General features: G+C 59.1%; 21 protein-coding genes, 5 tRNA genes and 3 pseudogenes. 15 read left to right on the top strand and 14 right to left on the bottom strand.

Annotated elements, in window-relative coordinates:
- Positions 1–10 precede the first annotated feature (10 nt).
- The 4 genes from pstS to pstB all read left to right on the top strand — a co-directional run bounded on the left by pstS (position 11) and on the right by pstB (position 4023).
- Positions 11–1111 carry a phosphate ABC transporter substrate-binding protein PstS gene (pstS, locus tag B2696_RS01785; protein WP_276622346.1) on the top strand — a complete coding sequence of 367 codons (1101 nt, stop codon included), beginning with the start codon at positions 11–13 and terminating at the stop codon, positions 1109–1111.
- A gap of 126 nt (positions 1112–1237) precedes the next feature.
- Positions 1238–2284, top strand: a complete 1047-nt coding sequence (gene pstC, locus B2696_RS01780) for a phosphate ABC transporter permease subunit PstC (RefSeq protein ID WP_286953666.1) — start codon at positions 1238–1240, stop codon at positions 2282–2284.
- Between the two features lie 14 nt (positions 2285–2298).
- Positions 2299–3213 carry a phosphate ABC transporter permease PstA gene (pstA, locus tag B2696_RS01775; RefSeq protein ID WP_075730497.1) on the top strand — a complete coding sequence of 305 codons (915 nt, stop codon included), beginning with the start codon at positions 2299–2301 and terminating at the stop codon, positions 3211–3213.
- Between the two features lie 36 nt (positions 3214–3249).
- Positions 3250–4023 carry a phosphate ABC transporter ATP-binding protein PstB gene (gene pstB, locus B2696_RS01770; protein WP_075730496.1) on the top strand — a complete coding sequence of 258 codons (774 nt, stop codon included), beginning with the start codon at positions 3250–3252 and terminating at the stop codon, positions 4021–4023.
- Positions 4024–4156: 133 nt separating this feature from the next.
- On the opposite strand, the gene phoU is transcribed toward pstB, so the two are convergent.
- A complete protein-coding gene (gene phoU / locus B2696_RS01765) occupies positions 4157–4885 on the bottom strand; it encodes a phosphate signaling complex protein PhoU (RefSeq protein ID WP_276622589.1) in 729 nt (242 codons plus the stop codon).
- A gap of 52 nt (positions 4886–4937) precedes the next feature.
- Positions 4938–6083 carry a tRNA dihydrouridine synthase DusB gene (gene dusB, locus B2696_RS01760; protein ID WP_075730494.1) on the bottom strand — a complete coding sequence of 382 codons (1146 nt, stop codon included), beginning with the start codon at positions 6081–6083 and terminating at the stop codon, positions 4938–4940.
- Between the two features lie 165 nt (positions 6084–6248).
- Between dusB and B2696_RS01755 the strand changes: the two genes are divergently transcribed.
- Positions 6249–7751, top strand: coding sequence for a succinate CoA transferase (locus B2696_RS01755; RefSeq protein ID WP_286953661.1), 1503 nt, complete (start codon positions 6249–6251; stop codon positions 7749–7751).
- Here B2696_RS01755 and cydC read toward each other — a convergent pair.
- From cydC to B2696_RS01735, 4 genes are read right to left on the bottom strand one after another with little or no spacing between them, the layout of a single operon-like run.
- Complete coding sequence (gene cydC, locus B2696_RS01750; RefSeq protein WP_084559200.1) at positions 7748–9343, bottom strand: thiol reductant ABC exporter subunit CydC; 1596 nt, start codon at positions 9341–9343, stop codon at positions 7748–7750. The two genes, B2696_RS01755 and cydC, sit on opposite strands and share 4 nt — an antisense overlap.
- Positions 9330–10955 carry an ABC transporter ATP-binding protein/permease gene (locus B2696_RS01745; RefSeq protein WP_286953659.1) on the bottom strand — a complete coding sequence of 542 codons (1626 nt, stop codon included), beginning with the start codon at positions 10953–10955 and terminating at the stop codon, positions 9330–9332. The genes cydC and B2696_RS01745 overlap by 14 nt, the downstream gene beginning before the upstream one ends.
- A gap of 25 nt (positions 10956–10980) precedes the next feature.
- Positions 10981–11991, bottom strand: a complete 1011-nt coding sequence (cydB, locus tag B2696_RS01740; RefSeq protein WP_286953658.1) for a cytochrome d ubiquinol oxidase subunit II — start codon at positions 11989–11991, stop codon at positions 10981–10983.
- Positions 11991–13574 carry a cytochrome ubiquinol oxidase subunit I gene (locus B2696_RS01735; RefSeq protein WP_286953656.1) on the bottom strand — a complete coding sequence of 528 codons (1584 nt, stop codon included), beginning with the start codon at positions 13572–13574 and terminating at the stop codon, positions 11991–11993. The genes cydB and B2696_RS01735 overlap by 1 nt, the downstream gene beginning before the upstream one ends.
- A 305-nt stretch (positions 13575–13879) precedes the next feature.
- On the opposite strand from B2696_RS01735, the gene B2696_RS01730 reads away from it, so the two are divergent.
- Positions 13880–13955, top strand: a tRNA-Lys gene (locus tag B2696_RS01730).
- Between the two features lie 176 nt (positions 13956–14131).
- Here B2696_RS01730 and B2696_RS11455 read toward each other — a convergent pair.
- A pseudogene (locus tag B2696_RS11455) lies at positions 14132–14845 on the bottom strand (EamA family transporter); the annotation flags it as partial.
- A 148-nt stretch (positions 14846–14993) separates the two neighbouring features.
- Between B2696_RS11455 and B2696_RS01720 the strand changes: the two are divergent.
- Complete coding sequence (locus B2696_RS01720; protein WP_286953655.1) at positions 14994–15887, top strand: LysR family transcriptional regulator; 894 nt, start codon at positions 14994–14996, stop codon at positions 15885–15887.
- 217 nt (positions 15888–16104) lie between these two features.
- Here B2696_RS01720 and B2696_RS01715 read toward each other — a convergent pair whose 3' ends face one another.
- The 3 genes from B2696_RS01715 to B2696_RS01705 form a co-directional block, all read right to left on the bottom strand.
- Entirely contained in the window at positions 16105–16485 is a 381-nt protein-coding gene (locus B2696_RS01715; protein WP_075730489.1) for a tautomerase family protein, read from the bottom strand.
- Between the two features lie 112 nt (positions 16486–16597).
- Positions 16598–17440 (bottom strand): PhzF family phenazine biosynthesis protein, encoded by an 843-nt coding sequence (locus B2696_RS01710; protein ID WP_276621622.1) that lies wholly within the window; start codon positions 17438–17440, stop codon positions 16598–16600.
- A gap of 107 nt (positions 17441–17547) precedes the next feature.
- The gene (locus B2696_RS01705) at positions 17548–17880 is read right to left on the bottom strand and encodes a metal-sensitive transcriptional regulator (protein WP_075730487.1); all 333 of its coding nucleotides are present in this window, start codon (positions 17878–17880) and stop codon (positions 17548–17550) included.
- Positions 17881–17962: 82 nt separating this feature from the next.
- On the opposite strand from B2696_RS01705, the gene B2696_RS01700 reads away from it, so the two are divergent.
- The 4 genes from B2696_RS01700 (at position 17963) to B2696_RS01685 (ending at position 18983) form a co-directional block, all read left to right on the top strand.
- A tRNA-Glu gene (locus B2696_RS01700) sits at positions 17963–18035 on the top strand.
- A gap of 26 nt (positions 18036–18061) precedes the next feature.
- Positions 18062–18138 (top strand) — tRNA-Asp (locus B2696_RS01695).
- Positions 18139–18813: 675 nt separating this feature from the next.
- Positions 18814–18887: transfer RNA gene (locus B2696_RS01690), tRNA-Asp, on the top strand.
- 23 nt (positions 18888–18910) lie between these two features.
- Positions 18911–18983, top strand: a tRNA-Phe gene (locus tag B2696_RS01685).
- Positions 18984–19144: 161 nt separating this feature from the next.
- On the opposite strand, the pseudogene B2696_RS01680 reads toward B2696_RS01685, so the two are convergent.
- A pseudogene (locus B2696_RS01680) lies at positions 19145–19320 on the bottom strand (IS256 family transposase); the annotation flags it as partial.
- A gap of 885 nt (positions 19321–20205) precedes the next feature.
- Positions 20206–20385: pseudogene (locus B2696_RS11515) on the bottom strand (hypothetical protein).
- Between the two features lie 503 nt (positions 20386–20888).
- Between B2696_RS11515 and B2696_RS01675 the strand changes: the two are divergent.
- Together B2696_RS01675 and B2696_RS01670 are read left to right on the top strand one after the other, a co-directional pair.
- Positions 20889–22430 (top strand): alanine/glycine:cation symporter family protein, encoded by a 1542-nt coding sequence (locus tag B2696_RS01675; protein ID WP_286953650.1) that lies wholly within the window; start codon positions 20889–20891, stop codon positions 22428–22430.
- Positions 22431–22466: 36 nt separating this feature from the next.
- Positions 22467–22742: a GNAT family N-acetyltransferase gene (locus B2696_RS01670; RefSeq protein WP_286953648.1), complete on the top strand. Its 276-nt coding sequence runs from the start codon at positions 22467–22469 to the stop codon at positions 22740–22742.
- 82 nt (positions 22743–22824) lie between these two features.
- Here the strand turns inward: B2696_RS01670 and epsC are convergent, their stop codons facing one another.
- Both epsC and cysK read right to left on the bottom strand, forming a co-directional pair.
- Complete coding sequence (gene epsC / locus B2696_RS01665; RefSeq protein ID WP_286953645.1) at positions 22825–23388, bottom strand: serine O-acetyltransferase EpsC; 564 nt, start codon at positions 23386–23388, stop codon at positions 22825–22827.
- A 99-nt stretch (positions 23389–23487) separates the two neighbouring features.
- Entirely contained in the window at positions 23488–24423 is a 936-nt protein-coding gene (cysK, locus tag B2696_RS01660) for a cysteine synthase A (RefSeq protein ID WP_286953643.1), read from the bottom strand.
- Positions 24424–24678: 255 nt separating this feature from the next.
- Here cysK and ramA point away from each other — a divergent pair, with 255 nt between their 5' ends.
- A complete protein-coding gene (gene ramA, locus B2696_RS01655) occupies positions 24679–25518 on the top strand; it encodes an acetate metabolism transcriptional regulator RamA (RefSeq protein ID WP_286953641.1) in 840 nt (279 codons plus the stop codon).
- Between the two features lie 21 nt (positions 25519–25539).
- The gene (murA, locus tag B2696_RS01650) at positions 25540–26817 is read left to right on the top strand and encodes a UDP-N-acetylglucosamine 1-carboxyvinyltransferase (protein ID WP_075730481.1); all 1278 of its coding nucleotides are present in this window, start codon (positions 25540–25542) and stop codon (positions 26815–26817) included.
- Positions 26818–26926 lie beyond the last annotated feature (109 nt).

Here is a 26926-nt window from a genome sequence, read left to right as displayed (position 1 = left end):
AAGGTTTACCGTGATTCGCAACTTCAAGCGCACCGCCGCTATCTTCGGTATCGTCGCCGCAACCTCTACTGCTCTCGTTGCTTGCACCGAGTCCTCCGAAGGCTCCGACTCTGCAGCTGAAGGTTCCGAGGATGTTTCGGGCACCCTCGTTGGTGAGGGCGCATCTTCTCAGCAGAACGCTATGAGCATCTTCCAGAAGGCTTTTGCGCAGGCTTACCCCAGTGCTGAGCTGTCCTACACATCTTCCGGTTCTGGTGCTGGCGTCAAAGCCTTCACCAACGGCACCGCCGATTTCGCTGGTTCTGACTCCGCTCTCAAGGACGATGAGATCGAGCCCGCTAAGCAGCGCTGTGAAGGCAACGAGGCCTGGCACCTGCCTTCCACCATCGGCCCGGTAGCCATCGCCTACAAGCTTGATGGGGTTGACCTCAACCTCTCCACCGCTAACCTCGCCAAGATCTTCAAGGGCGAGATCAAGAAGTGGAATGATGACGCCATCGCCGCCGAGAATGAGGGCGCCAACCTTCCGGATAAGAACATCACCGTCATCTTCCGCTCGGATGAGTCCGGTACCTCGGATAACTTCCAGAAGTTCCTTGCCGGTGCTACCGGCAACTGGGAGGGCAAGGGCAAGCAGTTCCCGGACTCCGTCGGCGAGGGCGCTAACGGTTCTTCCGGTGTGGCTGACCAGGTTGCCAACATTGATGGCGCTATCACCTACGTCGAGGCCGGTTTCGCGCACCAGAAGGAAGCTGAAGGCGTCAAGATTGCCAAGATTGACTTCGGCTCCGGCCCTGTTGAGCTCTCCAGCGAGACTGTTGGCACCGCGCTCGAGAACCTCAAGTTCAAGGACACCGGCTCTGAGCACAACATGGTCGTGGATTCCTCCGCTCTGTTCGAGTCCAAGGATGCCGGCGCTTACCCGCTCATCCTGACCACCTACAACATCGTCTGCTCTGCTGGCTACGATGAGGAGACCTCGAAGCTCGTGAAGGCCTTCTTCACCACCGTTCTGGATAACCAGAATGCAGACCTGGAGAACGCCGGCTTCATCCCTGTTACCGGCACCCACTTGGACCGCCTGAAGGCTGCTGTTGACGCAATTGCTTAAGGCGTTCTAGCGTCTTGCATTGTGCTTGTGTCGCTGCCCCCATTCGTTGGTTTCCGCGTTTGGGGGCTGCTGCATGTATAAGAAAACCTGTTACTAAGTCACCGTTGAAAAGGATTCCGTAGTCTCATGGCAGACAACAATCTCACCGCGGCGTCGGGCGTCGAGCAGGAAGCTATCCCAGCTTCGCAGCCTGCTTTAGGTACCGGCGGACCGCAGATTGCTACCGAGCCCGCGCGCTCGGGGGTTAAGCGCCCAGGCGATCGCATCTTTGAAATCCTATCCACCGCTTCGGCCACTCTCATCACCATCATGGTCGCTGCTATCGCAGCCTTCCTCATCTGGCGCGCGGTTCCTGCGCTCGCGGTCAATGAAGGTGGACTACTCGGATTCTTCACCTACGGACAGCGCTGGGAAACCTCCGACGTCGAGGCAATGAAGTTCGGCATTCCCACTTTGTTCGCCACGACGGTGCTGATTTCCGTCTTCGCACTCATCATTGCGATGCCGGTTGCCTTGGGTATCGCCATCTTCCTTTCCAACTACGCGCCCGCGCGTGCTGTCAAGTCGCTGGGATTCTTGGTTGATATGCTCGCCGCGGTTCCTTCCATCGTCTACGGTCTCTGGGGCTGGCAGGTTCTTGGCCCAGCGCTCTCCGGGTTCTACACCTGGTTGGAGTCGTGGGCAGGAGGGTTCTTCCTCTTCCACGTTTATGAGAACTCCCCCTCCTTCGCTACTGGTCGCAACATCTTCACCGGTGGCATCGTTCTCGCAGTCATGATTCTTCCCATCATCGCGGCCACTGCGCGCGAAGTCTTCGTGCAGACGCCTCCGGGTCAGGTCGAATCGGCTTTGGCACTGGGTGCCACGCGCTGGGAAGTCATTCGCATGACGGTGCTTCCCTTCGGCATGTCCGGCTACGTCGCCGGTTCCATGCTCGGCTTGGGTCGCGCACTGGGAGAGACCATGGCTCTCTACATGGTTGTCTCGCCTCTCATCGACTTCCGCTTCTCTCTCTTTGACGGCGGTACCACCTTCGCCACGGCCATCGCTTTGGCGGCGGCAGAGTTCGGCAACGAGATGCGTGCCGGTGCCTACATCGCGGCCGGCCTCATGCTCTTCCTGCTGACCTTCCTGGTCAACGCCCTTGCCCGCTCTATCGTGAAGAACAAATAAGGACAGGGTGAAAAATGACTATCGCAACTGATTCTGCGGCCCCCATGAAGTCGGGCCCCACCTTCCTCGATATCTCCGCATCGCGCAAGGCAACCAATAACATCGCCACCGCCATTGTCTGGGGAACCATGATTCTGGCCATGGTGCCGCTGGTATGGGTTCTCTGGGAGCTCTTCTCCCGTGGCGCCGGAACCGTGCTCAACGCTGACTGGTGGATGCTCTCCCAGCGTGGCGTGATCAACAGTGAGGCCGGCGGCGGTGCCGCTCACGCTATTGTTGGTACTTTCGTGCAGACCCTCATCGCCACCGTCATCTCGGTGCCAATCGCCGTATTCACCGCGATTTACCTCGTCGAGTACTCCAAGGGCGGACTCCTGGGCAGAGTAACCACCTTCATGGTGGATATCCTCTCCGGCGTGCCCTCCATCGTGGCGGCGCTGTTCATCTTCGCCATGTGGATTACCCTCTTCGGCTTTGACCGCTCCGGTATGGCCGTGGCCCTTTCCCTGGTGCTCCTTATGATTCCTATTGTCGTGCGCAATACCGAGGAAATGCTGCGCGTGGTTCCCATGGACCTGCGCGAGGCCTCCTATGCGCTGGGTGTGCCCAAGTGGAAGACCATCGCCAAGATCGTTCTCCCCACCGCTCTCTCCGGAATCGTCACCGGCATCATGCTCTCTGTCGCCCGCGTGATGGGGGAGTCCGCTCCCGTACTGGTCTTGGTCGGTTCCTCCTCCTCCATCAACTGGGACCCTATGAAGGGGCCACAGTCTTCGCTTCCTCTCATGATGCTGGATATGTACAAGGCCGGCGCTCAAGACGCCGTCTTGGCTAAGTTGTGGGGCGCCGCCTTCACGCTGGTTCTTATCATCGCCATCCTCAACATTGCAGCGCGATTCATTTCCGCGAAGTTCTCCGTCAAGAAGTAATCACAGCCACCACCTCGCTCATAGGAGTTTCAACACATGTCCAAGCTCGCGCTCAATGACGTGAACATCTTCTACGGTGATTTCCACGCCGTGCAAGACGTCAACATGCAAATCCCGGCCCAGGCCGTTACCGCCTTTATCGGCCCCTCGGGCTGCGGTAAGTCCACTGTTCTGCGTACCCTCAACCGCATGCACGAGGTCATCCCCGGTGCTACCGTGTCGGGCGAGATTCTGCTTGATGGCAAGAATATCTACGGCCCGCGCATTGACCCCGTATCCGTGCGCAACACCATCGGCATGGTATTTCAGAAGGCCAACCCCTTCCCCACGATGTCCATCGAGGACAACGTGGTTGCTGGCCTGCGCCTGTCGGGTGAGAAGAACAAGAAGAAGCTGAAAGAGGTCGCTGAGAAGTCCTTGCGCGGCGCCAACCTCTGGGACGAGGTCAAAGATCGTCTTGATAAGCCAGGCGGCGGACTCTCCGGTGGTCAGCAGCAGCGTCTGTGCATCGCTCGCGCGATCGCTGTTGAGCCTGAGGTCCTGCTCATGGACGAGCCCTGCTCGGCGCTGGACCCGATCTCCACCCTCGCCGTGGAGGACCTTATCCACGAGCTCAAGGAGAACTTCACCATCGTCATCGTGACTCACAACATGCAGCAGGCTGCGCGCGTGTCCGATAAGACTGGTTTCTTCTCCCTAGAGGCCACGGGCAAGCCGGGCCACTTGGTGGAGTTTGATGAGACGACAAAGATCTTCGAGAATCCGTCCAAGAAAGAAACCGAAGACTACATCTCAGGCCGCTTCGGATAAGTGGAGAGAGGTCTCGAACCTAAAGCAAAGGGGCCCGGCTCGTGTGAAACGAGCCGGGCCCCTTTGCTTTGCGGTTTGGAAGCAGTCCCTGCCTGAAACGGCAGCGGCAGATGCTTAATGGCAGATAGTGCTTTTAGGAGCGGAACTGCTTTTCTAGGTCAGCCATTCGCTGATCAAACTCGGCGTCACGGGCTTCTTGCTTGAGCTTCTCCTGGTACTTATCAGGCACCAAGCCGGTGACGAGGTAGATCATGCGCCCGGCTACCTGAACGCAGTGGTCGGCGTAGCGCTCGTAGTAGCGGGTAATCTGCGCGGTTTCGACAGCCTCACGCACCGTGCCCTTCCACTCCCGCTGGGTAAGCGTGTTGAGGACGTGGGCGTTGAGATCGTCCACAGCGTCATCATCGGTGGACAGGGCGAGTGCCAGATCCGGGTCCGGATTGATGAGGATCTCCTGAATGGTGTCACTCATTTCGAGAACAAGGCGCACCATCTCTTCGAAGATGCCGGTGTACTCCTTGGGGATGACCGGGTCTGGGTGCCGGCGCCGCGCCGCTTTGGCGATGTGGCGGCTGAGCTGACCCATCCGGTAAAAGTCCTCGACGATGTATATCGAAGAAACCACCTGGCGTAAATCCTTGGCCATGGGGTTTTCTAGGGCAAGCAACAGCACGGCGCGCTCCTCACAACGGGAGCGCACCTCGTCCAATTCCTCGTTGAGTGAGATGGCCTCTTCGGCAGGGTCAAGGGACCTGTTGATCAGGGCATCGGAGGCGTTGGACATGATCTTTTTTACTGTCTCGCCCATGATGATGAGGTCGTGGGAGAAGTTGTCCAAGTGTTCACGATAAGCGGTCCGCATAACTCGACATAGTAGAACATCACCGCACTATATGCGCGGTGGGCGCGAGGATTTAACCCCCGGAGTGCATGATTTCTGCGCCTTCGGGCACAGTTGCGTCCTCTGGATCATCGAGCCAACCCGCGGGTAGTACGACTTTAGCAGAAGATCCCTGACGTCCGCGGGCGCCGTCGGAGTCCACGGCGCGCGCTGTGGAATCAGCCCAGGGGGCTAGAAGCTCCTCGAGGTTGCGCACGGAGTTGACCTTGGCCAGCCCCGCGCGGACCTGGCCGCCCACGGGGAATCCCCGCAGGTACCAGCCCACGTACTTGCGAATATCGCGGCTGGCGTGGTCCTCTCCGTCGTGCTGAGCCAGGAGCTGTGCGTGGCGGATCATAATGGAGGTGACTTCGCCCAAGGTGGGCTCTGCCGGGATCTCCTCGCCGCGTAGGTGTGCAGAGAGCTCAGCAAAAAGCCAGGGGCGTCCCAGGCAGCCGCGCCCGACGACGACGCCGTCGCAGCCAGTTTGATCCATCATGGCGCGGGCGTCGGAAGCTTTGAAAATGTCGCCGTTTCCCAGCACGGGGATGCCGGTATCGGTGAGGTGCTCTTTGAGGCGGGCGATCTCGTTCCAATCCGCCTGCCCGGAATAGCGTTGGGCGGCGGTACGGCCGTGGAGTGCTACGGCTGCGGCACCCTCCTCGACGGCGATGTGCCCGGCGTCGAGGTGAGTATGGTGCTCATCGTCGATCCCGACGCGCATCTTGACGGTGACGGGGATGCCTGTGCCCTCAGTGGCCTTGACCGCGGCGGCGACGATATTGCCAAAGAGCCGGCGCTTATAGGGCAGAGCGGAGCCGCCGCCGCGGCGGGTGACCTTGGGTACTGGGCAGCCGAAGTTCATGTCGATGTGGTCGGCGAGGTTGTCGTCGACGATCATCTTCGCGGCCTTGTAGGTGTATTCGGGGTCGACCGTATAGAGCTGCAAGGAGCGCGGGCTCTCCTCGGGGCCGAAAGTGGTCATGTGGAGAGTCTTCTCATTGCGCTCTACTAGGGCGCGTGCTGTAACCATCTCGCACACGTAGAGTCCGGAGACTGTGCCCGTGCGAGCCACTTCCTGCTCGCGGCAAAGAGTACGGAAAGCCACGTTGGTTACACCCGCCATGGGGGCGAGTACAACGGGAGATTTGAGTGCAATATTGCCGATAACCAGATTCACGCCCCCAATTGTGCTCTTTGGGCTGGTGAAAGGGCAACTCCACCCATTAAAGAAATCTTTGCAAAGTTTGGAGAATTTTCGACGCAACTTCGCTAGTGTGGTCTACGTAACTTATTAGGGGCTGACGTAACCGAGGTCTTAGCCCAAGAACTAGGAGGATTTGCTTTGTCCGATAGGATCGCATACGCGCCGTTCAAGGAGCTCGTAGTCTCTGCAGAAGAAGCCGCGAAGTATGTTAATCACGGCGACCGTGTTGGTATTTCTGGGTTTACTGGGGCTGGCTACCCCAAGGCGCTTCCGACCGCTATCGCGGAGAAGGCCAAGGCCGCTCACGCCGCCGGCGAAGAATTCGCCATCGATCTCTTCTCTGGTGCTTCTACCGCGCCGGACTGCGACGGTGTCCTAGCTGAGGCAGATGCCCTGCGTTTCCGTTCGCCCTATAACTCTGACCCGACCCTGCGTAACAAGGTCAACTCGGGCGACCTCCTCTACCAGGACATCCACCTTTCCCACTCCGGCCAGCAGGTCGAGGAGGGCTTCTACGGTGACTTCCAGGTGGCCATCATTGAGGTTGTGCGCGTCATGGAGGATGGAAACATCGTTCCTTCCTCGGCCGTGGGCAATAATCTTGAGTACATCGACGCCGCAGACAAGATCATCTTGGAAGTAAACTACTGGCAGTCCGAGAACCTCGAGGGCATGCATGACATCTACCGCATCGAGAAGCTGCCGCACCGCCTGCCCATCCCCATCACCCAGGTCGATGATCGCATTGGCACCACCTTCATTGAGCTGCCGAAGGAGAAGGTCGTTGCCATCGTCGAAACCAACGCGCCTGACCGCAACGCGCCTTTCAAGGAGCCAGATGAGGTCTCGGAGAAGATCGCGGCCAACTTCCTTTCATTCTTGGACGGCGAGGTTCAGGCAGGCCGTCTGGCCTATGATCGCTTCATCATGCAGTCCGGCGTGGGTAACGTTCCCAACGCCGTGATGGCAGGCCTTCTGGAGTCCAAGTTTGAAAACATCCAGGCCTACACCGAGGTCATCCAGGACGGCATGCTCGACTTGATCGATGCGGGCAAGATGACCATCGCCTCCGCCACCTCCTTTGCGCTGTCTCCTGAGTACGCGGACAAGATGAACGCGGAAGCGGAGCGTTACCGCAAGCACATCATCCTGCGTCCGCAGCAGGTGTCCAACCATCCGGAGGTCATTCGCCGACTCGGCCTGATTGCCTCCAACGGCATGATTGAGGCCGATATTTACGGCAACATCAACTCCACCAACGTGGGCGGCTCCCGCATCATGAACGGAACGGGTGGCTCGGGTGACTTCACCCGCAACGGCTACATCACCACCTTCGTCTCGCCCTCGGTGGCCAAGGACGGCGCCATCTCGGCCATCGTGCCCTTCGTCTCCCACACGGATCACACCGAGCACGACACCATGGCCATCATCACGGAGTATGGCGTGGCAGACCTGCGTGGCCTTGCTCCGCGTGAGCGCGCGGAGAAGGTCATCGCCGTGGCGCATCCGGAGTACCGTCCGCTGCTGCAGGAGTACTACGAGCGCGCGAAGAAGAACAAGTTCATCCACACCCCGCACGATCTGAAGACCGCCTTCGACTTCCAGATCAACTTCGCCGAGAAGGGCGATATGCGCGGCTAGGACGCGGCATCCTCGGTGGGCCGGGGGAAGACCTCGATGCCCACCGGTCCGGGGGAGTGCGTCACCACGATGACCGTGCGTGAAGCCAAGGCCCCGGGCAATCGCTGTTTTAGGAGCATCGTGAGCAAGCGGGCGGAGTCCTCCGCCGCTATATGCTCTGTTGGCTCGTCGAGCAGCAGCACCTGGGCATCCGTGCACAAGGCACGGGCCAACAACAGTCGGCGGCGTTGGCCGCTGGACAGTGACTCGGCGCCGTCGGCAAGCAGCGTGTCTAGCCCGAGCTCGAAGCCCACGGCATCGAGCGTTTCGCGCATGAGCGCTTCGGAGGCCGAGGGGGCACCGACGCGAAGATTCTCGCGCACGCTGGTAGAAAACACCCAGGCATCCTCCGCAGATAGTACGCAGGAAGCCGGGCGCGTCACCGTACCGGAGACGGGTTCGCGCATGCCCGCTATGGTTTCGAGCAGCATTGTCTTCCCAGCCCCGGACCTTCCCCTTATGACAACTCGCTGGCCAGGCAGGGCGTCAAAGTCCCATTCTTCATCACCGAACTCGGTCTGCAGCCCGCGTGCACGCACCTCATCGGTCGGCGTCTGCTGCGGTTGGGGGCGCGCAGGGGCCGCAAGTACGGCAGCCAAGGAGTGGATGGAGCCGGTGGCTTCCTGCCAGGTCTGCGCGGCCTGCGGCAGCGTGGCGTGGGCCTCGAAAGCTGAGAGTGCGAGGAGCACGAGCGTGCCCATCCACATTGGGTTGCCGTCGTAGAAGGCTACCGCGCAGGCCAAGACGCCCACCGCGGCAGCGCCGCTGGCGGCTGTTGCTAAAGCATCTGCCACTGCCAGCGGAATATCAGCACTGATGCGAGCAGCGGTATCGCGCCGGGAGGCGGAGTCTGCGGCGGCGCGCAGGAGCTCGTCGCGCCCAGCGGCGGCGAACTCTACCCGGTTGTGCAGGGTGGAGTCGAGGGCTTCGGTGAAGGCATTACTAGTGGCGGCCGCCTGGGAGCTCCGGCTGGCTCTGGCCACGAGGAGGGGGACCGCAACGCCGGTGACGGCGAATGCGGCCGCCATGACTACTGCCGCCGGCCACGATAATGCTGCGGCGCACACGAGCGCCACCAGGCTCATCAGCGCGGCCACGCCGCAGGGGATGAGGGTGCGCACGATGAGGTTGGTGGTTTTATCGGCATCGTCGACAAGGCGCACGTGGGCGCGCCCGCGGGTCCCGAGGTCGACTTGGCGGGTGATGAGCGCGCTGAAGATGGCGGCACGCAACCTCGTGGTGGCGTTTAGAGCTACGCGGTGCGCATAGAGACGGTCAGCGTAGCGGAAGACGGCGCGCGAGATGCCGAGGGCGCGCACGCTGGTCACCGCCACGGAGAGCTCGAGGACGGGCGGAGCCTGCCATGCTCGGGTAATTAACCAGCCGGAGGTCATGGCCAAGGCCAGCGCTGCCATCAGCGCCAAGGAACTAAGCAGAATGGCCGCCACCAACGTGAGGGGGCGCAGGCCACAGGTGGCCAGAAGGAAACGCAGCTGAGAGGCCGTGGCGGGCTCAGCACGGCGTTGGGCCCGGGGCTCTTTAAGTGTGGGCACTGTCTTCTCCTTCCAGCGTGTAGACGCGGTCAGCCACTGCCAGGACGCGCGGGTCGTGGCTAGCTATGAGCACCGTGGCACCCTCGTCGGCGCGGGAACGGGCGACGCGAAGCACGTCTTCGACAAGCGCGGGCGAGAGATGCGCGGTGGGTTCGTCAAGGAGGAAGCAGCGGGCCGGGCGTGCCAAGGCGCGGACGATGCCTACTCGTTCCCGCTGGCCAGCAGAGAGCCCGGCGCCGGTGGCAGAGACCTCCCGTTCCAGGGGAACGTCCAGTGGAATCTGCCTGGAAGCGGCAGCGATGCGCGCGGGCTGAGCCCCCCAGAGCTCAAGGTTGTTTTCTACGGTGCCGGGCAACAAGGAAGGGGTGGGAGGTAGATAGGAGATGTCCGCGGGAAGGGCGAGGCTGCCTTCAACGGCGGCGTCGGGAAGCTGGCCAAGGAGGGCGAGGAGAACGCTGGACTTGCCGGCGCCATTAGGGCCGGCGAGCACCACCAGCTCTCCCGGCAGAGCCTGCAGGTTCAGGTTTGAGGGCCGGATTCCGTCGCGCCCCGAGATACTCAGGCCCCGCACGCTTATCCCGCCACCTGACGTGAGCTCGCGGTAGCCGCCACGCATCTGCTGAGGTTGTGCGATGAGGTGCAGGGCCGCCTGGGCCGATTCCATGCCATCTGCGGCGGCATGGTAGCTGCTGCCCACCGTGCGCACGGGGTTGAAAACCTCGGGCACGATGATGAGGACCACGAGCGCGGGCAGAAGCTCGATATTGCCTGCCACCAGGCGCAGCCCGATGCTCACCGCAACCAACGCTACCGAAAGGGTGGCGATGAACTCGAGCGCGAAGGAGGAAAGGAAGGCCAGGCGCAGCACTCCTAAAGTCGCCGCGGTATGCCTTTCCCCGAGAAGGGACACGTTTGCTTGGGGCTGCTCGGTCCGGCGCAGCGCGCGCAGGGTGGGTGCCCCGCCCACGAGATCCGCCAGCTGCTGGCCCAGGCCGGCCGTCACTTCGAGGCGGCGGCGGGTATGTTGTGCGGTCAGCGTGCCGATGAGGATCATGAACACCGGGATAAGCGGCAGTGTAACCAGCGCAAAGACTGCGGATACCCAGTCAAAGTAGGCAATCGTTGCCAGCGCCGCCGGGGTGGAAATGCAGGCGGCGATAAGGGCAGGCAGAAACTGCGAAAGGTAGGGGCGGAAGTCCTCCATGCCACGGCTAAGCACGTGGCGCCAACGCCCCGCCTCCTCCTCGACCTCGCGGGGATCGCGGTGGCCAAGCGCCGTGAGTGTGGCCTCACGCAGCTTGTCGACGCTCGCGCCTACCGCACGTGACTGCTCCCGCCTAGCCACCCCAGCCACGCAGGCGTGGGCGAGAACCACCGCGCACAGGATAAGGAGCAGAACCATTATCCGGGAATCGCCCAACCACGAGACTGAATCTGGGGGAGTGTCCGCCAGCGCCGTGCGCGTGATGACGGTGGCGGCGACCGTGCCGATGAGGACTCCGCGCGCCATGACTAACACCGTGGACAGGGCCTGGAATGCCCCCGTGCGCACGATAAGCCTGCGCACAGGCGGAACGAGGCGCAGGAGGGCGGGATCAACGGGTGCGGCCATAGGAGTGTCCTTGCGGGCTTCTAAGCTAGTGGGAAACGGTGACGCGCTTGCGGAACTGCCAGTAGGACCAGCCTTGGCCCACGAGCACGCAGGGCGCCAAGAACAGGGAGGCCCAGCTCATGATCTTGAGCGTATAGGGGCTGGCGGCCGCGTTGTAGATGTCTAGTCCGGCTATCTCATTGGTCGCCGGAAGCAGCGCCGGGAACAGAGAACCGAATAAGAGCGCCCCGACCCCGATGAGCGCTGCTGCGGTGCCATAGAAGGCCAAGGCGTCGTTGTTCTTCCACAGTGCAAACAAAGCCACGGCGAGGGCGAGTACGACGGCGACCAGGGCGATCCAGGTCCAGCCTTTGCCCAGCGAAAGCTGCATCCACACCAGGTAGATTGCGCCCACGAGGACGGCAAGGGGGGCGAGACCAGCCCGGGCGATGTCATGCGCGCGTTGACGGACGGGGTCGGCGCACTTGAGCCCGAGGAAGAGGAGCCCGTGCAGGAAGAAGATCAGGACAAAGGCGATGCCGCCCAGCAGGCCCCGCGGGTTGAGCAAACCGATGAAGCCCTCGGTGGCTGCGGAGACATGAGCAAAGGAAGAAAAGGCGACTCCGCCGACGATATTGGTCATGGCCACGCCCCACAGCAGTGCCGGGAGAACGGAACCGAAGACGATGCCGGCGTCGCAGCGCCTCCGCCAGGCCAGCGTATCCACCTTGTGCCGCCACTCCAGGCTGACCCCGCGCACGATGAGCGCCACGAGGATGAGCAGAAGTGGCAGGTAGAAGCCTGAGAAGAGTGTGGCGTACCACTCGGGGAAGGCGGCAAAAATACTGCCGCCGGCCACAATGAGCCAGACCTCGTTGCCGTCCCACAAGGGGCCGATAGATTCCACTGCCGCGCCGCGGCGCGCATCTGCCTCAGTGGCGTTCTTGCCGCCGAGAAAAGGCAAGGACATGCCGACGCCGAAGTCGAAGCCCTCCAAGACAAAGTAGATGGTGAAGAATATCGCGATGGCTATAAACCACAAGGTATTGAGATCCATTACTTCTCCTCCGGGTGGTTGTTATTTTCCGTAAGTGACGCATCCGCGCCGCCGGGGCAAGATTCCTGTGCCGAGGAGAAACTCAGCGGGGCGAGCTCGCTGTCCTCTCCTGGGCCATACAGCGCGGCGGCCAAGTCTTTCTCCTCGCCATCGCGCAGGCCCGGCTGATCCAGGCCGGCCCGGGCGTAGCGCTGCATCAGCCAGAACCACACCACGGCAAGCACGCCATAGAGGGCGGTAAAGGTCAGAAGGCTTGTCCAGACCACCCATTCCGGGTGGTCGGAGACCCCTAAGTCTACGATAAGGTGCAGCTTTTCCTCGCCTCCGGGGAAGTTTCCTTCCTGAAACTCCGGATTGGGAGCGACGATCCACGGCTGGCGACCCATCTCAGTGAAGATCCAGCCTGCGAAGTTGGATAGCCACGGTGCTGGCAGGGCAAGCAGTGCCCCGATTCCCATCCACCGAGCGGTGGGAACCCGGCCCTTGCGGGTGGTCCACAAGGCTATGAGCGCCAAGATGCACGGGACGATGAGGAAACCAATCATCAGGCGGAAAGACCAGTAGGTGACAAAGAGGTTGGGCATGTAATTGCCCGGCCCGTAGAGCGATTCATAGTATTGCTGCATCTCGGTGACCCCGCGCAGCTCCACGCCGCTGAACCTGCCCTTGGCCAGGAAGGAAAGCACGTAGGGCACGTCAATAAGGTGCTGGGCGGTCTCGCAGTTATTCAAACGGGAGAAGGCCAATATCGAAAAACTAGGGTCCATTTCGGTGTGGCACAGAGCCTCCGCCGAGGCCATCTTCATGGGCTGCTGGATAAACATCAGCTTGGCCAGAGCGTCACCAGTTATCGTTATCGCCGCCGTGCCGAGGAGGATTATCCACGAGCCAAAGCGGGTGAGGCTGCGCCAGATCCCCGCGGCGTGGCCGTGTTCATCGCCCGCGCGCTTAGTACGGATCATCCACCAGCCAGAGATCCCTGCAACGAGCGTGCCAGCCAAGATCCAGCCGCCGGCCATGGCGTGCGGGAAGGCCTGCAAGGCGGTGGGATTGCTGAGCAAGTCCCACAAATCCACCAAGGTGGCGCGCCCGCGGTCTGGGTCGAACTCCGCGCCAACTGGGTGCTGCATGAAAGAATTGGCCACGATGATGAAGTAGGCGGAGATATTAACCGCCACCGCCACCGTCCAGATCGCGCCCAAGTGAGCCCACTTGGGAACCCGGTCCCAGCCGAATATCCATACGCCCAAGAAGATGGACTCGAAGAAGAAGGCGGCCAGGCCCTCGAAGGCCAGCGGCGCCCCGAATACGTCTCCCACGAAGCGCGAATACTCGGACCAGTTCATGCCGAATTGGAACTCCTGGACAATTCCGGTGACCACGCCCATGGCGAAGTTGACCAAAAAGAGGTTTCCAAAGAACTTGGTCGCCCGGAACCACTCGGGATTGCCGGTGCGGTGCCAGATGGTCTGCATGATGGCCACCATGGGTGCAAGCCCCATGGTCAAGGGCACAAAAATGTAGTGGTAAACAGTGGTGATTCCGAATTGCCACCGAGATATATCAACGAGGTCTAGGTCCATGTGGACACTTCCTTCACGTGCAGTACGACGACCGCGCACCAAGAAGGAAAACCTAGGCTACTCATGGCTCGCGGTCACTTACTTAAGTAGTCGAAGTGTACCACGGGAGGGTTCCCACCCTATGAAGAAAGCCACACAGCCTTGAAACTGAAGCAAGTGCAGGACTATAGGCTAGAAATAGTGCGGTATAAGGACCCTCGGGCGCTCCGTTTTAAAGGCTACGCCGCTGCGCCAAACTGGGGCTCCCGCGCTAAGTGGACCCCAATTTCTCTAGCGCGAAGAGTCTCGCTAGAATGTAGCGAGTTGGGCCTTTAGCTCAGTTGGTAGAGCTACGGACTTTTAATCCGCAGGTCGTGGGTTCGATCCCCACAGGGCCCACCAATGTGAAGTCTCGAGACATCGTTCCTATGTGATGTCTCGAGACTTTTGTGATCCGAGACTTGCTGCTGTGCGCGACGGCGGGAAGTGAGCGGCTGAGGGCTAAGCTGGCCGGCGACCATGGCGAGCAGCGCGAGGATAAAGCCAGACACCTGGATCTCGTTGAGGGATTCACCATTGAGCACGACCCCGACGAGCGCGGCGACAAGCGGGGAGATAACCCCCAGGAGCGCGGTGGCTGTAACGGGGAGATATTGCAGATTGTTGAACCACACAGAGTAGGCAACAAGCGTGCCCACCACCCCGAGCCACAGATAGCCTCCGAGGGCGGGGGCATCGATGTGGGAGGGTGCGCCTTCGATAAGCAGCGCGGGAACAAGCAGCGCCAACCCGCCTGCCGTGAGCTGCCAGCCGGCGAGGGCTACAGGGGAGACGCCTGCGGGTATTCCCCACCGCTTTGTCAGCACCACTCCGGACGACATGGAGGCGGCCATGGCGATTCCTGCTGCGATCCCTGTGGCGCTAAACGCTGCCGCGGGGCCGAGGACAACCATCGCTACGCCGAGAATTCTCAGCACCGTCCACGCCGCGCGCCATCTGGAGGTTTTCTCTCCTAAGACAAAGAAGGCGAGGATCGCGACAAAGACGAGCTGACCAGCCCCGAGGGTGGCCGCCACCCCGCCCGGCAGTGCGCCGGCGGCGATGAACAGCAGCGGGAAGAACCCGATGTTTGAGGAGCCGAGGACGAGCGATTTCCACCACCACGCGCCTCGGGGCAGGGTGCGGCTAATAGCAAGTGCAATGAGTCCTGCCGGCAGTGGGCGCATTAAGGCAGCGAACCAGGGATGGTCCGGAGGAAGAAATTGTGTGCTGACGTAGTAGGTGGTTCCCATACAGCGGGAACGAGGGCGGTGAGCGCGGTGCGCGTTGCTTGATTCATAGTATTCAGTATGCTTCTAACAGGAACTATGAGCCCAACACATTATCGTCATAGGAACGTTCGCAATGAGAGATTAATCTGGTGGGGCGGGGGGAAATTGCATGGAACTGAACCAGCTGAGATACGCCACTGGGGTGGCGCGTACGCGCAACTTCACCCGAGCCGCGCAGGAGAACTACGTGGTGCAATCGGCGTTGAGCCATCAGATCAAGGCTCTTGAGAAGGAGCTCGGCGTCGCTCTTTTCGCCCGCACGAGCCGCCGAGTGGAGCTCACCGCTGCGGGGGAAGCCTTCCTTCCTGCGGCTAGGAGCTGCTTAGAGGCCGCGGCTAGGGCGCGGGTTGAGGCCATCGCCACGACGGGCGAGCTGCGTGGCACCGTGTCTGTGGGGGCTATTCCTACCCTGAGAGGGGTGGACCTTCCCGCCGCATTGGGAGCCGTGCGGCGCAAGCCCCCGCGTCTGCATGTCACGCTGCGGGTGGGCAGGAGCACGGATTTCGTCCGCGAGATCGCCCACGGCGCGCTCGATCTCGCCGTACTCGGCGTGGCCGTGGGGGTCAATCCCATAGCCGAGCACAGCGGTGTGGCGATCCAGGAGATCAGGCGTGAGAAGCTGGTCGCGGTCTTTGCACGGGGGCATCATCTAGCGCAACGCACCAGCCTGCACCTAGCGGACGTGGTCGGGGAGGATTTTGTAGACTTTCCCGCCGCCAGTCCAGGCCGCCAGCAAAGCGACCTCGCCTTTAGCCGGGTGGGCCTGCGGCGTGAGGTGGCCTATGAGGCGGCGACCACGGATCTCATCCTGGACCTCGTCCGGCAGAACCTGGCCATGGCCATGCTCGCGCCCTCCGTCGTGAAGGGGGAAGGGCTGGGCACCGTTCCGGTCGTTGATGGGCCGGAAAGGGTGATCTACTTGGCTTTGAGTGATTTCAATCCCTCCGGCGCGGCCCTCGCGCTGCTCAAGGAGCTCGGACAGAGCCCCGAAGCGCAGGAGTGAGCCAAAACCTCGGTAGAAGGCTTGGATTCGGAGACAGGGGTGGCTAGCCGGTGGCTTTGAGGCGAGGAAGACACCGAGGATGGCCACCACGGTTACTAGCGCGCCGATCAGCTGCCCTCAATGAGGCCGAATATCAAGATAATAAGTATCAAGATAATAACGCGGCGAAGCTCGCGCGCCTGCGCAGCAGTACCCCGGCTCTAAGCGGCCAGCCGCGCTAGTCGGCGTATTGCGCTATTCCCCCGCCGAAGGACCAGTTTTCCTTCGGCACCTCGACGAGGTTGATGAATACATCCTCGGTGCGGATTCCGATTGCTGCTTGCAAGCCATCGGCCACGGTGCGATAGAACTCTTTCTTAAGCTCTACGCTGCGCCCCGCGTTGAGGGTGATCTGAATGATGATCGCGCGCTCGCTTCTATCCACGAAGTAGTGCGGATCAATGTAGAGATTTGCCGGGTCGTGGGAGTTGATGATGATGAACTTATCGCCGTTGGGGGCGCCGAAGACGCTGTGGAGCGCCGCGTAAATGCCATCTGCAATGGCGTCTTTGTGGGCGGCTGTGGTGGACTCCGGAACATCGACACGGACGAGGGGCATGAGAAATCCTTTCGGTAGAGGGGTGTGGCGCTAACTCTACGTCACGACCGCGCTGCAGTGGTGTGCTTCATAGAGAGATAGCCCTGTGTCTCACGCCAGCCTGGAGGCGAAGCTACGCCAGCGCCGTTCCGCGGAAGAGGGTATTCGTCGCGCCGCCCACCCACACGGTTCCCATCTCATCCGGGGTGATGGTGATGTCTCCCGCGCGTCCGAGCAGCGAACCTTGAGAGACGCGATAGGCCCCATCGACGCGTCCGCTGCGGATGAGCCACTGCCCCACGGAAGCGTTCATTGAGCCGCAGACTGGATCCTCAGCGACGCCGGCACGGGGGGCGAAGGTGCGCATTTCAAAGTCGAATTCGCTGCCCGCCGGATAGGCGCCGATTGCGCCGACCATGGCATCGGGGATAAGGGAGAGATCCGGCTGCAGATCCAGAACCTGTTGGGCGGTGGGGAGCTGGACGACGGCCCACCCCGGGCCATTGTCCACCCACTGATGAGCCGCGATGTCCTGACGCTCGATGCCAAACGCGCGGGCAATCGTGGCGAGGAAGTCCTCGTTGAGGTCGCCGCTGCGCTGCGTGGCGGGCGCGGCGAAGGAAAGAATTCCCTCACCACGCCGGATCTTAATGAGGCCGGCAGCGCATTCCTGAACAAGAACCTCCTTATCGCGGGAATCGCCGTGGTGCTCGAGCCAGGCATGAGCCGAGCCCAAGGTGGGGTGCCCCGCGAAAAGCAGTTCGCCGCGCGGGGTAAAAATGCGGACGCGGTAATCGGCGCCTTCTTGGGTGGGCGGCAGCAGGAACGTGGTTTCAGAAAGGTTGGTCCAGCGCGCGATCTTTTGCAAGTCGGAATCGCTGAGATCCTCGGCCTCGAGAATGACTGCCAGCGGGTTTCCCTGGTACAAGCTCTGGGAAAACACATCTACTTGTGCAAAGGGATGGGACTTAGGCACTGAAGGGTCCTTTCATCATCGGTATTTCTCACCGGGGCTGCGGCCAGGTTAAGCGGCAACTCTACCCGCGCAGTGAAGCCAGGGCAGCGGGTAGTGGAAAGCACCACCTACTTCTTCACTAGCTTGCGAATGGCGGTCATGGCCTCGTCGAGCTTCTCTTGGGAGAGATTTCCGTTGCCGGCAGCGGCACCAGCTACACAGTGCTCGATGTGATCGTGGAGAAGCGCCAGCGACACGTTCTCCAGCGCGGAAGTCACGGCGGAAATCTGGGTGATGATATCGATGCAGTACTGATCTTCTTCGATCATGCGATGGACCCCGCGGGCTTGTCCTTCGATCCGCTTGAGGCGTGCGAGATACCGCGCCTTGTTTTCGCTATTGGCGTTATAGCCATGTGCTTGTGGCTCATGGCAGCCACATGTATCGCGCTGGTCACTCATGGTTTTAGGCCTTCCAGTGTGGGCGATTTTGTAGTTGGGAATATCTCCAGTATATTTCTATGACGTTGCCTAATGGCGACAGGCCCCCATCGTCTAGCGGCCTAGGACACCGCCCTTTCACGGCGGCGGCACGGGTTCGAATCCCGTTGGGGGTACGGAAGAGATTCCATTAATTCAATATGGCCCTGTGGCGCAGTTGGTTAGCGCGCCGCCCTGTCACGGCGGAGGTCGCGGGTTCAAGTCCCGTCAGGGTCGCCATGTTTAGCCTCGAGACGCCTTTCCTATGTGGTGCCTCGAGGCTTTTGTGATCCGTATGGGTTAAATCAGCACGTCTGGGACATTGTAGCTGTGAAACCTGGGTTATTGAGATGTTTGCGGGGGCTAGGCAATCTTTTGGCGTGTGGTAACCGGCTTTTTGCGGTTGGCGTTGAGCAGCGCGTTCTTGGCATTGATACTTTCCGACGTCCTAGGTGCGTTGCGTCGCTTCTCAATAGGTGTCTCGGAGATGCTATCGAGAAGTTTCGATTTCTAGGCTGATTGTGTTGGAAGTATGTCTCGGTAATTCTGGGCTTGCCGAGTGTGGCTTCATTTTGCATAGAGGGGCGTGCTGGGGGGAACATCGGTATGAGGCCGTGGCGCATCAGGGGGTGCGCGCGGAACGCTGGCACGGAACCGTACGCCGTCAGGGTCGCCTGTTCTGGCATATAAACACAGTTAGTATTTCTTCAGGAGGTTGGCCTTTAAGTTCTAGGGTTTATGGTGCGGGCTTTGCAACGGGCGGAGGAGCTCAACCTACGCGAGGGGGCGGGTGGAGTGGTCGAAGCTCGCAGGGTTAAGCGGAAAAAGGGTTGGTGAGGTGCGCGTTTGTGAGATGGATAGAGAGTTATGTAAAGTATCTATTCGTGCCCAAAGAGGTGCAACATAATTGAAAATGGCCCTGTGGCGCAGTTGGTTAGCGCGCCGCCCTGTCACGGCGGAGGTCGCGGGTTCAAGTCCCGTCAGGGTCGCTGAAGCCAGTTTACTGGCTTCTGGCCAGATAGCTCAGTCGGTAGAGCACACGCCTGAAAAGTGTGGGGTCGCCAGTTCGATCCTGGCTCTGGCCACAATGTAAGCCCCCTCCTCTTGGAGGGGGCTTCTTTGGTGTCGCAGGGCCTAGGGAGACCAATGCTCAAAAGGTGTTGTTTTGTGGTGTGTCGTAGTAGCGGTCATTTTGTGTTGGCGGGGGCTTGCGCATTGTGCCTTTTCTGATTCCCATATTATGGTTTTAGGCGGTGTCTATGGCGTTGGCGAGGGTTGCTGGTCGGCCGTCATCATGGCCGTCGGTGGCTTGTTTTTCTTGGATGGCGAGGATTGTTGCTTTGGCGAGTCCGTCCTTGCCCCAGTTTTGCTGCCTGGCGATTTCTACAGGTCGTCTGGCAGTTGCGTGTGTAGGCAGTGCCACCGTTCACGTTTCCTGCCAGGGCATTGTCATAAGAGGCACCAACAGTCCCGGTTGAAGCAGCGATACCATGCTCGGCAAGACGCTCGTTGTGGACAATGCTGACGTGACTCGCGAACCGTGATCCGAGTGGTGAATCGCAACTGTGTTTTCCGCGACGCACACAATTGCCTGGTTGAGTGCCGGTAAAGGCAAAGCCCCAGTACACACCGAGTTCGGCAAAGCCCACTCGACGATCCTGCGGGGGAACACGGCCGTGATAAAAAGCGGTGCAGACAACCCCTTCCCCAGTCCGTCCATAAGCTATATCCGCCACCCACAACCCGTTGGTTCATGGCGACTTGAAATCACGATTTACCAAGTCAGGGCGAAGATCTGGCCTTTGGTCTTGCCAGTGGTGATAAGAGCTTTACCTTTGCCTGTGCCGGACAGTTCAACCAGACGCATCAACCGAGTAGTCTGTTCACGACCGCTATTGATTCCTTCACGTCGGAGAAAATGTCACATTTTCCGGACTCAATAGACACAGTAGTTTCGGCGTGAACCACGCCAATGTGTTCCACAGGTGCGGCGTCACGAAGACGGCGGGAACACGGTCCCCGGGCTTTGGACCGATGGTATCCCCGCGAATTGATGAAGTCGCCTTTACGTTAATCTTCAACGTCGTAAAAATGAACTCGACGGTGAAACGATTCCGGTGTTCATCGATGATCCGGATCATTTCCGACTTTTGAAGCCTGGTTCTGACGCGAAAAAGCCGAGGCAGCTTTCAGCAGTTCGTTGGTGAATCGAAGCTCCTGAATTTTCACGGCGCAGCCTGGTGTTGTGCCCAGCAAAGTCTCCGTGGATTCGCTCGGGACATTTCCGCCGCGACGAGCTTGCTGGATCTACTGCCGAGCCGGGTGTCACGAAACCCCAATTTCGGTGCCACAATCTTGCACGCCTCCTGCGTGGAAAGATTTTCCGCCAGAATGTGATCTTCTACCAAGCGGACGACGCGTTCCCTCGCATCCTGATCAAACTATTTGGCCATATCCTAAATTTTCCCATCTACTCAGATGGAACAAAGCCAGGGGCACTCCATGAGGGATGATTTCTACTCATCTAACCATCCTTGAAAAGGCCTTACCATTTCGTAGCGTCAGGCCTGGTATTTCAGCGGCCGCGGCCGCTAATCAGCCTGGATAAGTGAAAAGAGACCCTATAACGAATGCTCGACCCAGGAAAATCGACACATCCCCTTCTGAGCATTAGCCCGCCCCGAGAAGAGTTAGAGCGGTACGAAACTCCACATGTACCCAAAAAGCTATAAAGCCGCACTCGGCAACGCTATCGCGTAACTGCCCCCACAAGGGGGTGCAAGTTCATCTTTAAAACGATAGGACGATAGAAAAGTCGATACTTATTGAGAGTCTATCGCTCCAGTATGCGCCTGTAATTCCTGTTGCGTATCGATAATTTCCCATAAATGATTTGTGATACGCACTACAGCGGGGGAGTTTTAGGGCAGAGTTCTATTAAGTCAATCTCAGCAGAGGAGAGATTGTTTCTTAAAGGAAGTGTGACTCCAATGGCTGATTTCTTGACGGCGCTCAACAATATTATTTGGTCGCCTGCACTCGTATTCTTGTGTTTGGGTGCAGGCTTGTATTTTACGGTGGTTACTCGTGGCTTACAGGTGCGGTGCATACCGGACATGCTGTCCCAGATCTCTAAAGGGAAAAAGTCCGAACACGGGGTATCTTCCTTCGAGTCGCTGATGATCTCGTTGGCTGGCCGCGTCGGCATCGGCAATATCGCTGGCGTTGCCACTGCAATTGCCTTTGGCGGTCCGGGTGCCGTGTTCTGGATGTGGGCGATGGCATTTCTTGGCTCGGCTACTTCATTTATTGAGTGTACTTTGGGCCAGATTTACAAGGAACAGGACCGAGACACCGGTGAATACCGTGGTGGTCCTGCCTTTTACATCGAGAAGTCTCTGAAGCACACCAAAGCAGCGCCCTTTATGCTGGTTTACGCCATAGTTTTTGCAATTGCGATGATATTGGCTACCAGTTACTTCCTGCCGGGAATCCAGTCCAACGGCGTAGCCGCGGCGGTGGAAAACGCTTGGGGCGTCTCCGTGGGATGGACGGGCGTAGTGCTTGCTGTCATGCTCGCTATCATCATCATCGGCGGCATCAAGCGCATCGCTAATTTTGCTTCCTTGGTCGTACCGTTTATGGCGGTGGCGTACATCATCATCGCCCTTATCATCTTGTTCATAAACTTCTCGCAGATCCCAGAGGTGTTCGGACTTATCTTCAAGTCAGCGTTCAACCTTGAGGCAGGGTTCTCCGGGATGCTGGGTTTGGCTATCATGTGGGGCGTTAAACGCGGTATCTACTCGAACGAAGCGGGACAGGGCACTGGGCCACAGGCCGCAGCGGCCGCGGAAGTTTCACACCCGGCCAAGCAAGGCTTTGTTCAGGCGTTCGCGGTTTATGTGGATACCTTGTTTGTGTGTTCGGCCACAGCCTTCATCATCATCTCCACCGATATGTATAAGGTCTTTGAGAATGAGAGCGAAGACGGGCCCGTTCGCTACGCCGGCGCTATTCCTGACGGTGTGGCGGTTGGCCCGGGTTACGTTCAAGAGGGCATGAACTCCACTTTCAGTGGCTTTGGCCCATCCTTCGTGGCCATCGCTATTGCTTTCTTCGCCTTCACCACCAGCCTGGCCTATTACTACTTGGCCGAGACTAACTTGGCCTACTTCAACCGCTGGATTAAGAGCCAGACTGCGCGCCGAGCGTTGATTTGGTTGCTGCGAGTTCTCATTGTTGTTTCCGTCCTCTACGGTGCGGTGACCACTCCGGGTGCCGCGTGGGCCCTAGGTGATATTGGAGTCGGTACTACCGCTTGGCTCAACGTGGTGGCTATCTTGTTCTTGCAAGTTCCAGCACTGAAAGCGCTCAAGGATTACACCGCGCAGAAGAAGCAGGGCCTCGACCCGCAGTTCGACCCAGAGAAGATTGGCATTAAGAACGCCGATTTCTGGGTAGAGCGGGCCAAGGCCAGGAAAGCTGCAGAAGCGAATAAGGCGCAAGTAGCTGATGGCGATGAGAGTTAAGCACTCATCATCTAGTACTTGGCTAGGGTTGGAGCTATGAATACTACGATTGAGCACCAGCCAGAAAAGTCCCGCTTCGTTATTGCGGTTGACGGTGAGGAGGCGGGTCGCGCCGAGTACTTCGACAGGGGCTCAAAGCGGGACTTCCATCACACGGTCATCGATGAGAAATTTCGTGGGAACGGCCTCTCAAGCACACTCATCACAGCAGTGCTCGATGAGTCACGCCAAGCAGATAAAAAGGTGATTCCCAGCTGCTCGGCGGTTAGCCACTTCATTGACAAGCACGAGGAGTATCAAGACCTCCTTTAGCACTGTGCCCGAGCCTAGTGCAGGCGAAAGGGGAGCCCTCACAGAATCTGGGTGGGCTCCGCGTTTTCGTCTCTGCCCGGGGTTAGATGTAGTAGTCGGGGTCGACGAGCTTTATCTTTTCGTCCTTGCCGCGAGGCCGGTTCTTGGCAGGAATCCCGATGGCGATGTGGTTGGCCGGCACGTCCTTGGTGACGACAGCGTTGGCTCCGACAGCCGAGCCTTCTCCAATGACGATGGGCCCGAGAACCTTGGCCCCAGCGCCGATGGTCACGTTGTCCTCGATGGTGGGGTGACGCTTAGTCTGCGTAAGGACCTGCCCGCCGAGGGTGACGCCGTGATAGAGCATAACCCCTTCTCCGATGTGCGTGGTCTCACCGATGACGATTCCCATCCCGTGGTCGATGAAAAACCTGCGGCCGATGGTGGCCCCAGGGTGGATTTCAATTCCGGTAAAAAAACGGCTTAGTTGAGCCAAGATGCGCGCGGGGCCACGGAGACTTTTCATCCATAGCCAGTGAGCGACGCGATGTGACCAAATGGCATGGAGCCCGGAGTAGACAACCGCGTTCTCGACGTCTCCCCGGGCAGCGGGGTCGTGCTCACGAGCATTCGCGAGATCCTCACGGATCATCTTGATAATGTTCATGGACTACATCCTAGTGTGACGGGAAAAGCGCCCGCCAAGAATGGCGGGCGCTTTTATTCAGACTTTAAGCAAAAGTCTAAGTGCGGAGTTGCTGGAGGTCTAGCCCTCACGAATGTCCTCGAAAAGGACCGTTGATACGTAGCGCTCTCCGAAATCGCACCCGACGGTGACGATTGTCTTCCCCGCAAACTCGGGACGATCTGCGAGTTTGAGTGCAGCGAAGACGTTAGCGCCGGCAGAGATACCCACCAGTAGTCCCTCTTCCTTGGCCAGTTTCCGAGAGGTTTCAATTGCATCTTCGTTGGTCACGGTAAGAACTTCGTCAAGAAGTTCGCGATCCAGAACGTCAGGAACGAAGTTGGCGCCAATGCCTTGAATCTTGTGGGGTCCAGCGTGCCCTTCGGACAGGACCGGGGAGTCCGCAGGCTCAACGGCAACGAGGTGAAGGTCTGGGTTCTTGGACTTCAAGAAGCGACCCACCCCTGTGACAGTGCCGCCGGTGCCCACGCCAGCGACGAATGCATCGACCTTTCCGTCGGCGTCTGCCCAAATTTCGGGGCCGGTGGTTTCTTCGTGAATTTTGGGATTAGCTTCGTTGGCGAACTGGCTGGCCAAGATCGAGTTAGGGGTTTGAGCCAGAATCTCATTTGCCTTGTCCACAGCACCTTGCATCCCCGCAGCCCCTGGCGTGAGGATAATCTCAGCGCCATAGGCGCGCAAAAGAACCTTGCGCTCGTTGGACATCGTTTCCGGCATGGTCAAAATAACCTTATACCCTAGGGTGGCACCGGCCAGTGCCAGCGCAATTCCTGTGTTGCCGGAAGTAGCCTCGACAATGGTTCCGCCAGGCTTTAGTTCGCCGGCAGCAACTGCAGCATCGACAATTGCCTTGCCAATGCGATCTTTCACAGAATTGGCTGGGTTGAAAGACTCGACCTTGACCAGAACTTCTGCTTTTTTGCCTTCGGTAAGGCGATTTAGGCGAACCAGGGGCGTGCCGCCGATGGTTTCAAGAATGTTGTTATATACAGCCACTATGCGTTCTCCTTGAGAAGTGAAATACGGAACTGCACAACAGCCTACACCACGCGAGTAGACTAAGTTGTATATCGATTCTAGACTGTCTATTCGGACATTGTTTGTTGGGTTCAGATTAGATAAACCTGTGACTACGATTTAGAATTACCCCCAACCCCCCGTTATAGTAGGCAAAAGGTGGACTTTTACCCCCGTTAGACGCGGCGGTAACGGGTACACCTAGATGGTTACCCCCGACTAGGAGAATCTCTCATGGAGCCGCATCGACTTAAAGACGATGATGAAGCTGTACGCGCCGCACTGTCTTCCTTGAAGAATGCGACGGGAATCCCCGTTACCATGTACGCGGCCCTGCTGCCGGATAACCGCCTGCAGATTTCGCAATGGGTGGGGTTGCGCACACCGGCTTTGCAAAATTTGGTTATTGATACCGGCGTCGGGGTAGGAGGCCGCGTAGTGAGCACCCGCCGTGCGGTCGGAGTTTCTGATTATGTCAGGGCAACGACCATCTCCCACGAAAACGATCGAGCCATCCAAGATGAAGGACTGCATTCCATCGTGGCGGTACCAGTTACGGTGCAGCGTGAGATTCGCGGCGTGCTCTACGTTGGTGTCCACTCCCCAGTTCGTCTAGGTGACAAGGTTATTGAAGAGGTGACTATGACCGCGCGGTGCCTTGAGCAGGACCTGGCGGTCAACTCCGCGTTTAGGCGTGCCGACGGCTCGAAAGGCGGGGCGAGTCGCGGGCACGTCATGAATGGCGCGGAGTGGGAGCAAGTTCGTTCTACGCATTCCAAGTTGCGGATGCTGGCTAATCGCGTCGAGGATGAGCCGCTGCGCAAGGAACTCGAAACCCTGTGCGACCAGATGGTTTCGCCCGTGCGCGTGAAGCAATCAACCAAGCTCTCCGCTCGTGAGCTTGACGTACTTTCCTGCGTTGCGCTGGGACATACTAATGTCGAGGCGGCGGAGGAAATGGGCATTGGAGCGGAGACAGTCAAGTCTTATTTGCGTTCTGTTATGCGCAAACTCGGTGCCCATACACGTTACGAAGCGGTTAACGCGGCCCGTCGTATCGGCGCGCTTCCCTGATAACCGGTAAGTTATGGAGGCGTGAAAGACCAATTTATTGTCTCCGGAGGTGCCCGGCTTGAGGGCGCCGTAAAAGTCGACGGCGCTAAGAACAGCGTCCTCAAGCTCATGGCTGCGGCTCTACTCGCCGAGGGTACGACTACGCTGCATAATTGTCCTGAAATTCTTGATGTACCACTGATGAAGAAAGTTCTCGAAGGTCTCGGCTGCGAAATCGATCTCGAGGGAGCTCGGGTCACGATCACCACCCCGGCTGAGCTTCGTTCTAACGCTGACTTCGATGCCGTTCGTCAATTTCGTGCATCGGTTTGCGTTCTCGGTCCACTCACCGCGCGCTGCGGGCACGCTGAGATTGCTCTCCCAGGCGGTGATGCGATCGGATCCCGTCCGCTCGATATGCACCAGTCCGGACTCGAGAAGCTAGGTGCGCGCACCTATATCGAGCACGGTGCAGTAGTAGCGGACGCGGAAAACCTACACGGCGCCGAAATTAAGTTGGATTTCCCTTCGGTGGGGGCAACAGAAAACATCCTCACCGCGGCCGTGATGGCGGAGGGTGTGACTATCCTCCACAATGCTGCGCGGGAGCCGGAGATTGTCGATCTCTGCATGATGCTCAAATCTATGGGCGCTGACATCGAGGGCGAAGGAACATCTCGGTTGTCTATCCGTGGGGTTGAAAAGCTCTATCCCACCGAACATGAGGTTATAGGGGATCGAATCGTCGCCGGAACGTGGGCGTTTGCCGCGGCTATGACCCGAGGAGACATTACCGTTGGTGGAATTGCACCACGCCACCTGCACCTTCCACTGGAGAAGCTGAAATCAGCTGGGGCGCAAATCGACGCCTATGACAACGGCTTTCGGGTGCGTATGCGCCGCCGCCCTACGTCGGTAGATTTTCAAACGCTTCCTTTTCCAGGCTTCCCGACGGACCTGCAGCCCATAGCAATTGGACTTTCCGCGATCGCGGAGGGCACGTCCATCATTACGGAAAACGTCTTCGAATCGCGTTTCCGCTTTGTTGACGAGATGCTCCGACTAGGTGCCGACGCCCAAGTTGATGGACACCACGTGCTCATTCGTGGGCAGGAGCGTCTGTCTTCGACAGATGTGTGGAGCTCGGATATTCGCGCTGGCGCCGGCCTCGTGCTTTCCGCGTTGTGTGCGGACGAGACGTCGACCATCCACGATGTCTTTCACATTGATCGCGGCTACCCCAATTTCGTAGAGAACCTTCGATCCCTTGGAGCCACTATCGAGCGAATACAAGAGCCGGAGGATTCGGACCTCCTTTAAATTGGGGAAGGAAAGTGCCCAGGGCAAGCTGTCGAGGACAAATGAAGCCTTGGTAGTCAAAGTACTGGGTTATATGTGAGCGCTTTTTGTGGTTTGTGCTGGGGATTTG

This window comes from Corynebacterium sp. UBA4397, assembly GCF_002390965.1.
In the GTDB taxonomy this organism is placed as follows: Bacteria; Actinomycetota; Actinomycetes; order Mycobacteriales; family Mycobacteriaceae; genus Corynebacterium; species Corynebacterium flavescens.
Note: the sequence above shows the minus strand (reverse complement) of the source record. Positions and strands in the feature narration are given on the sequence as shown.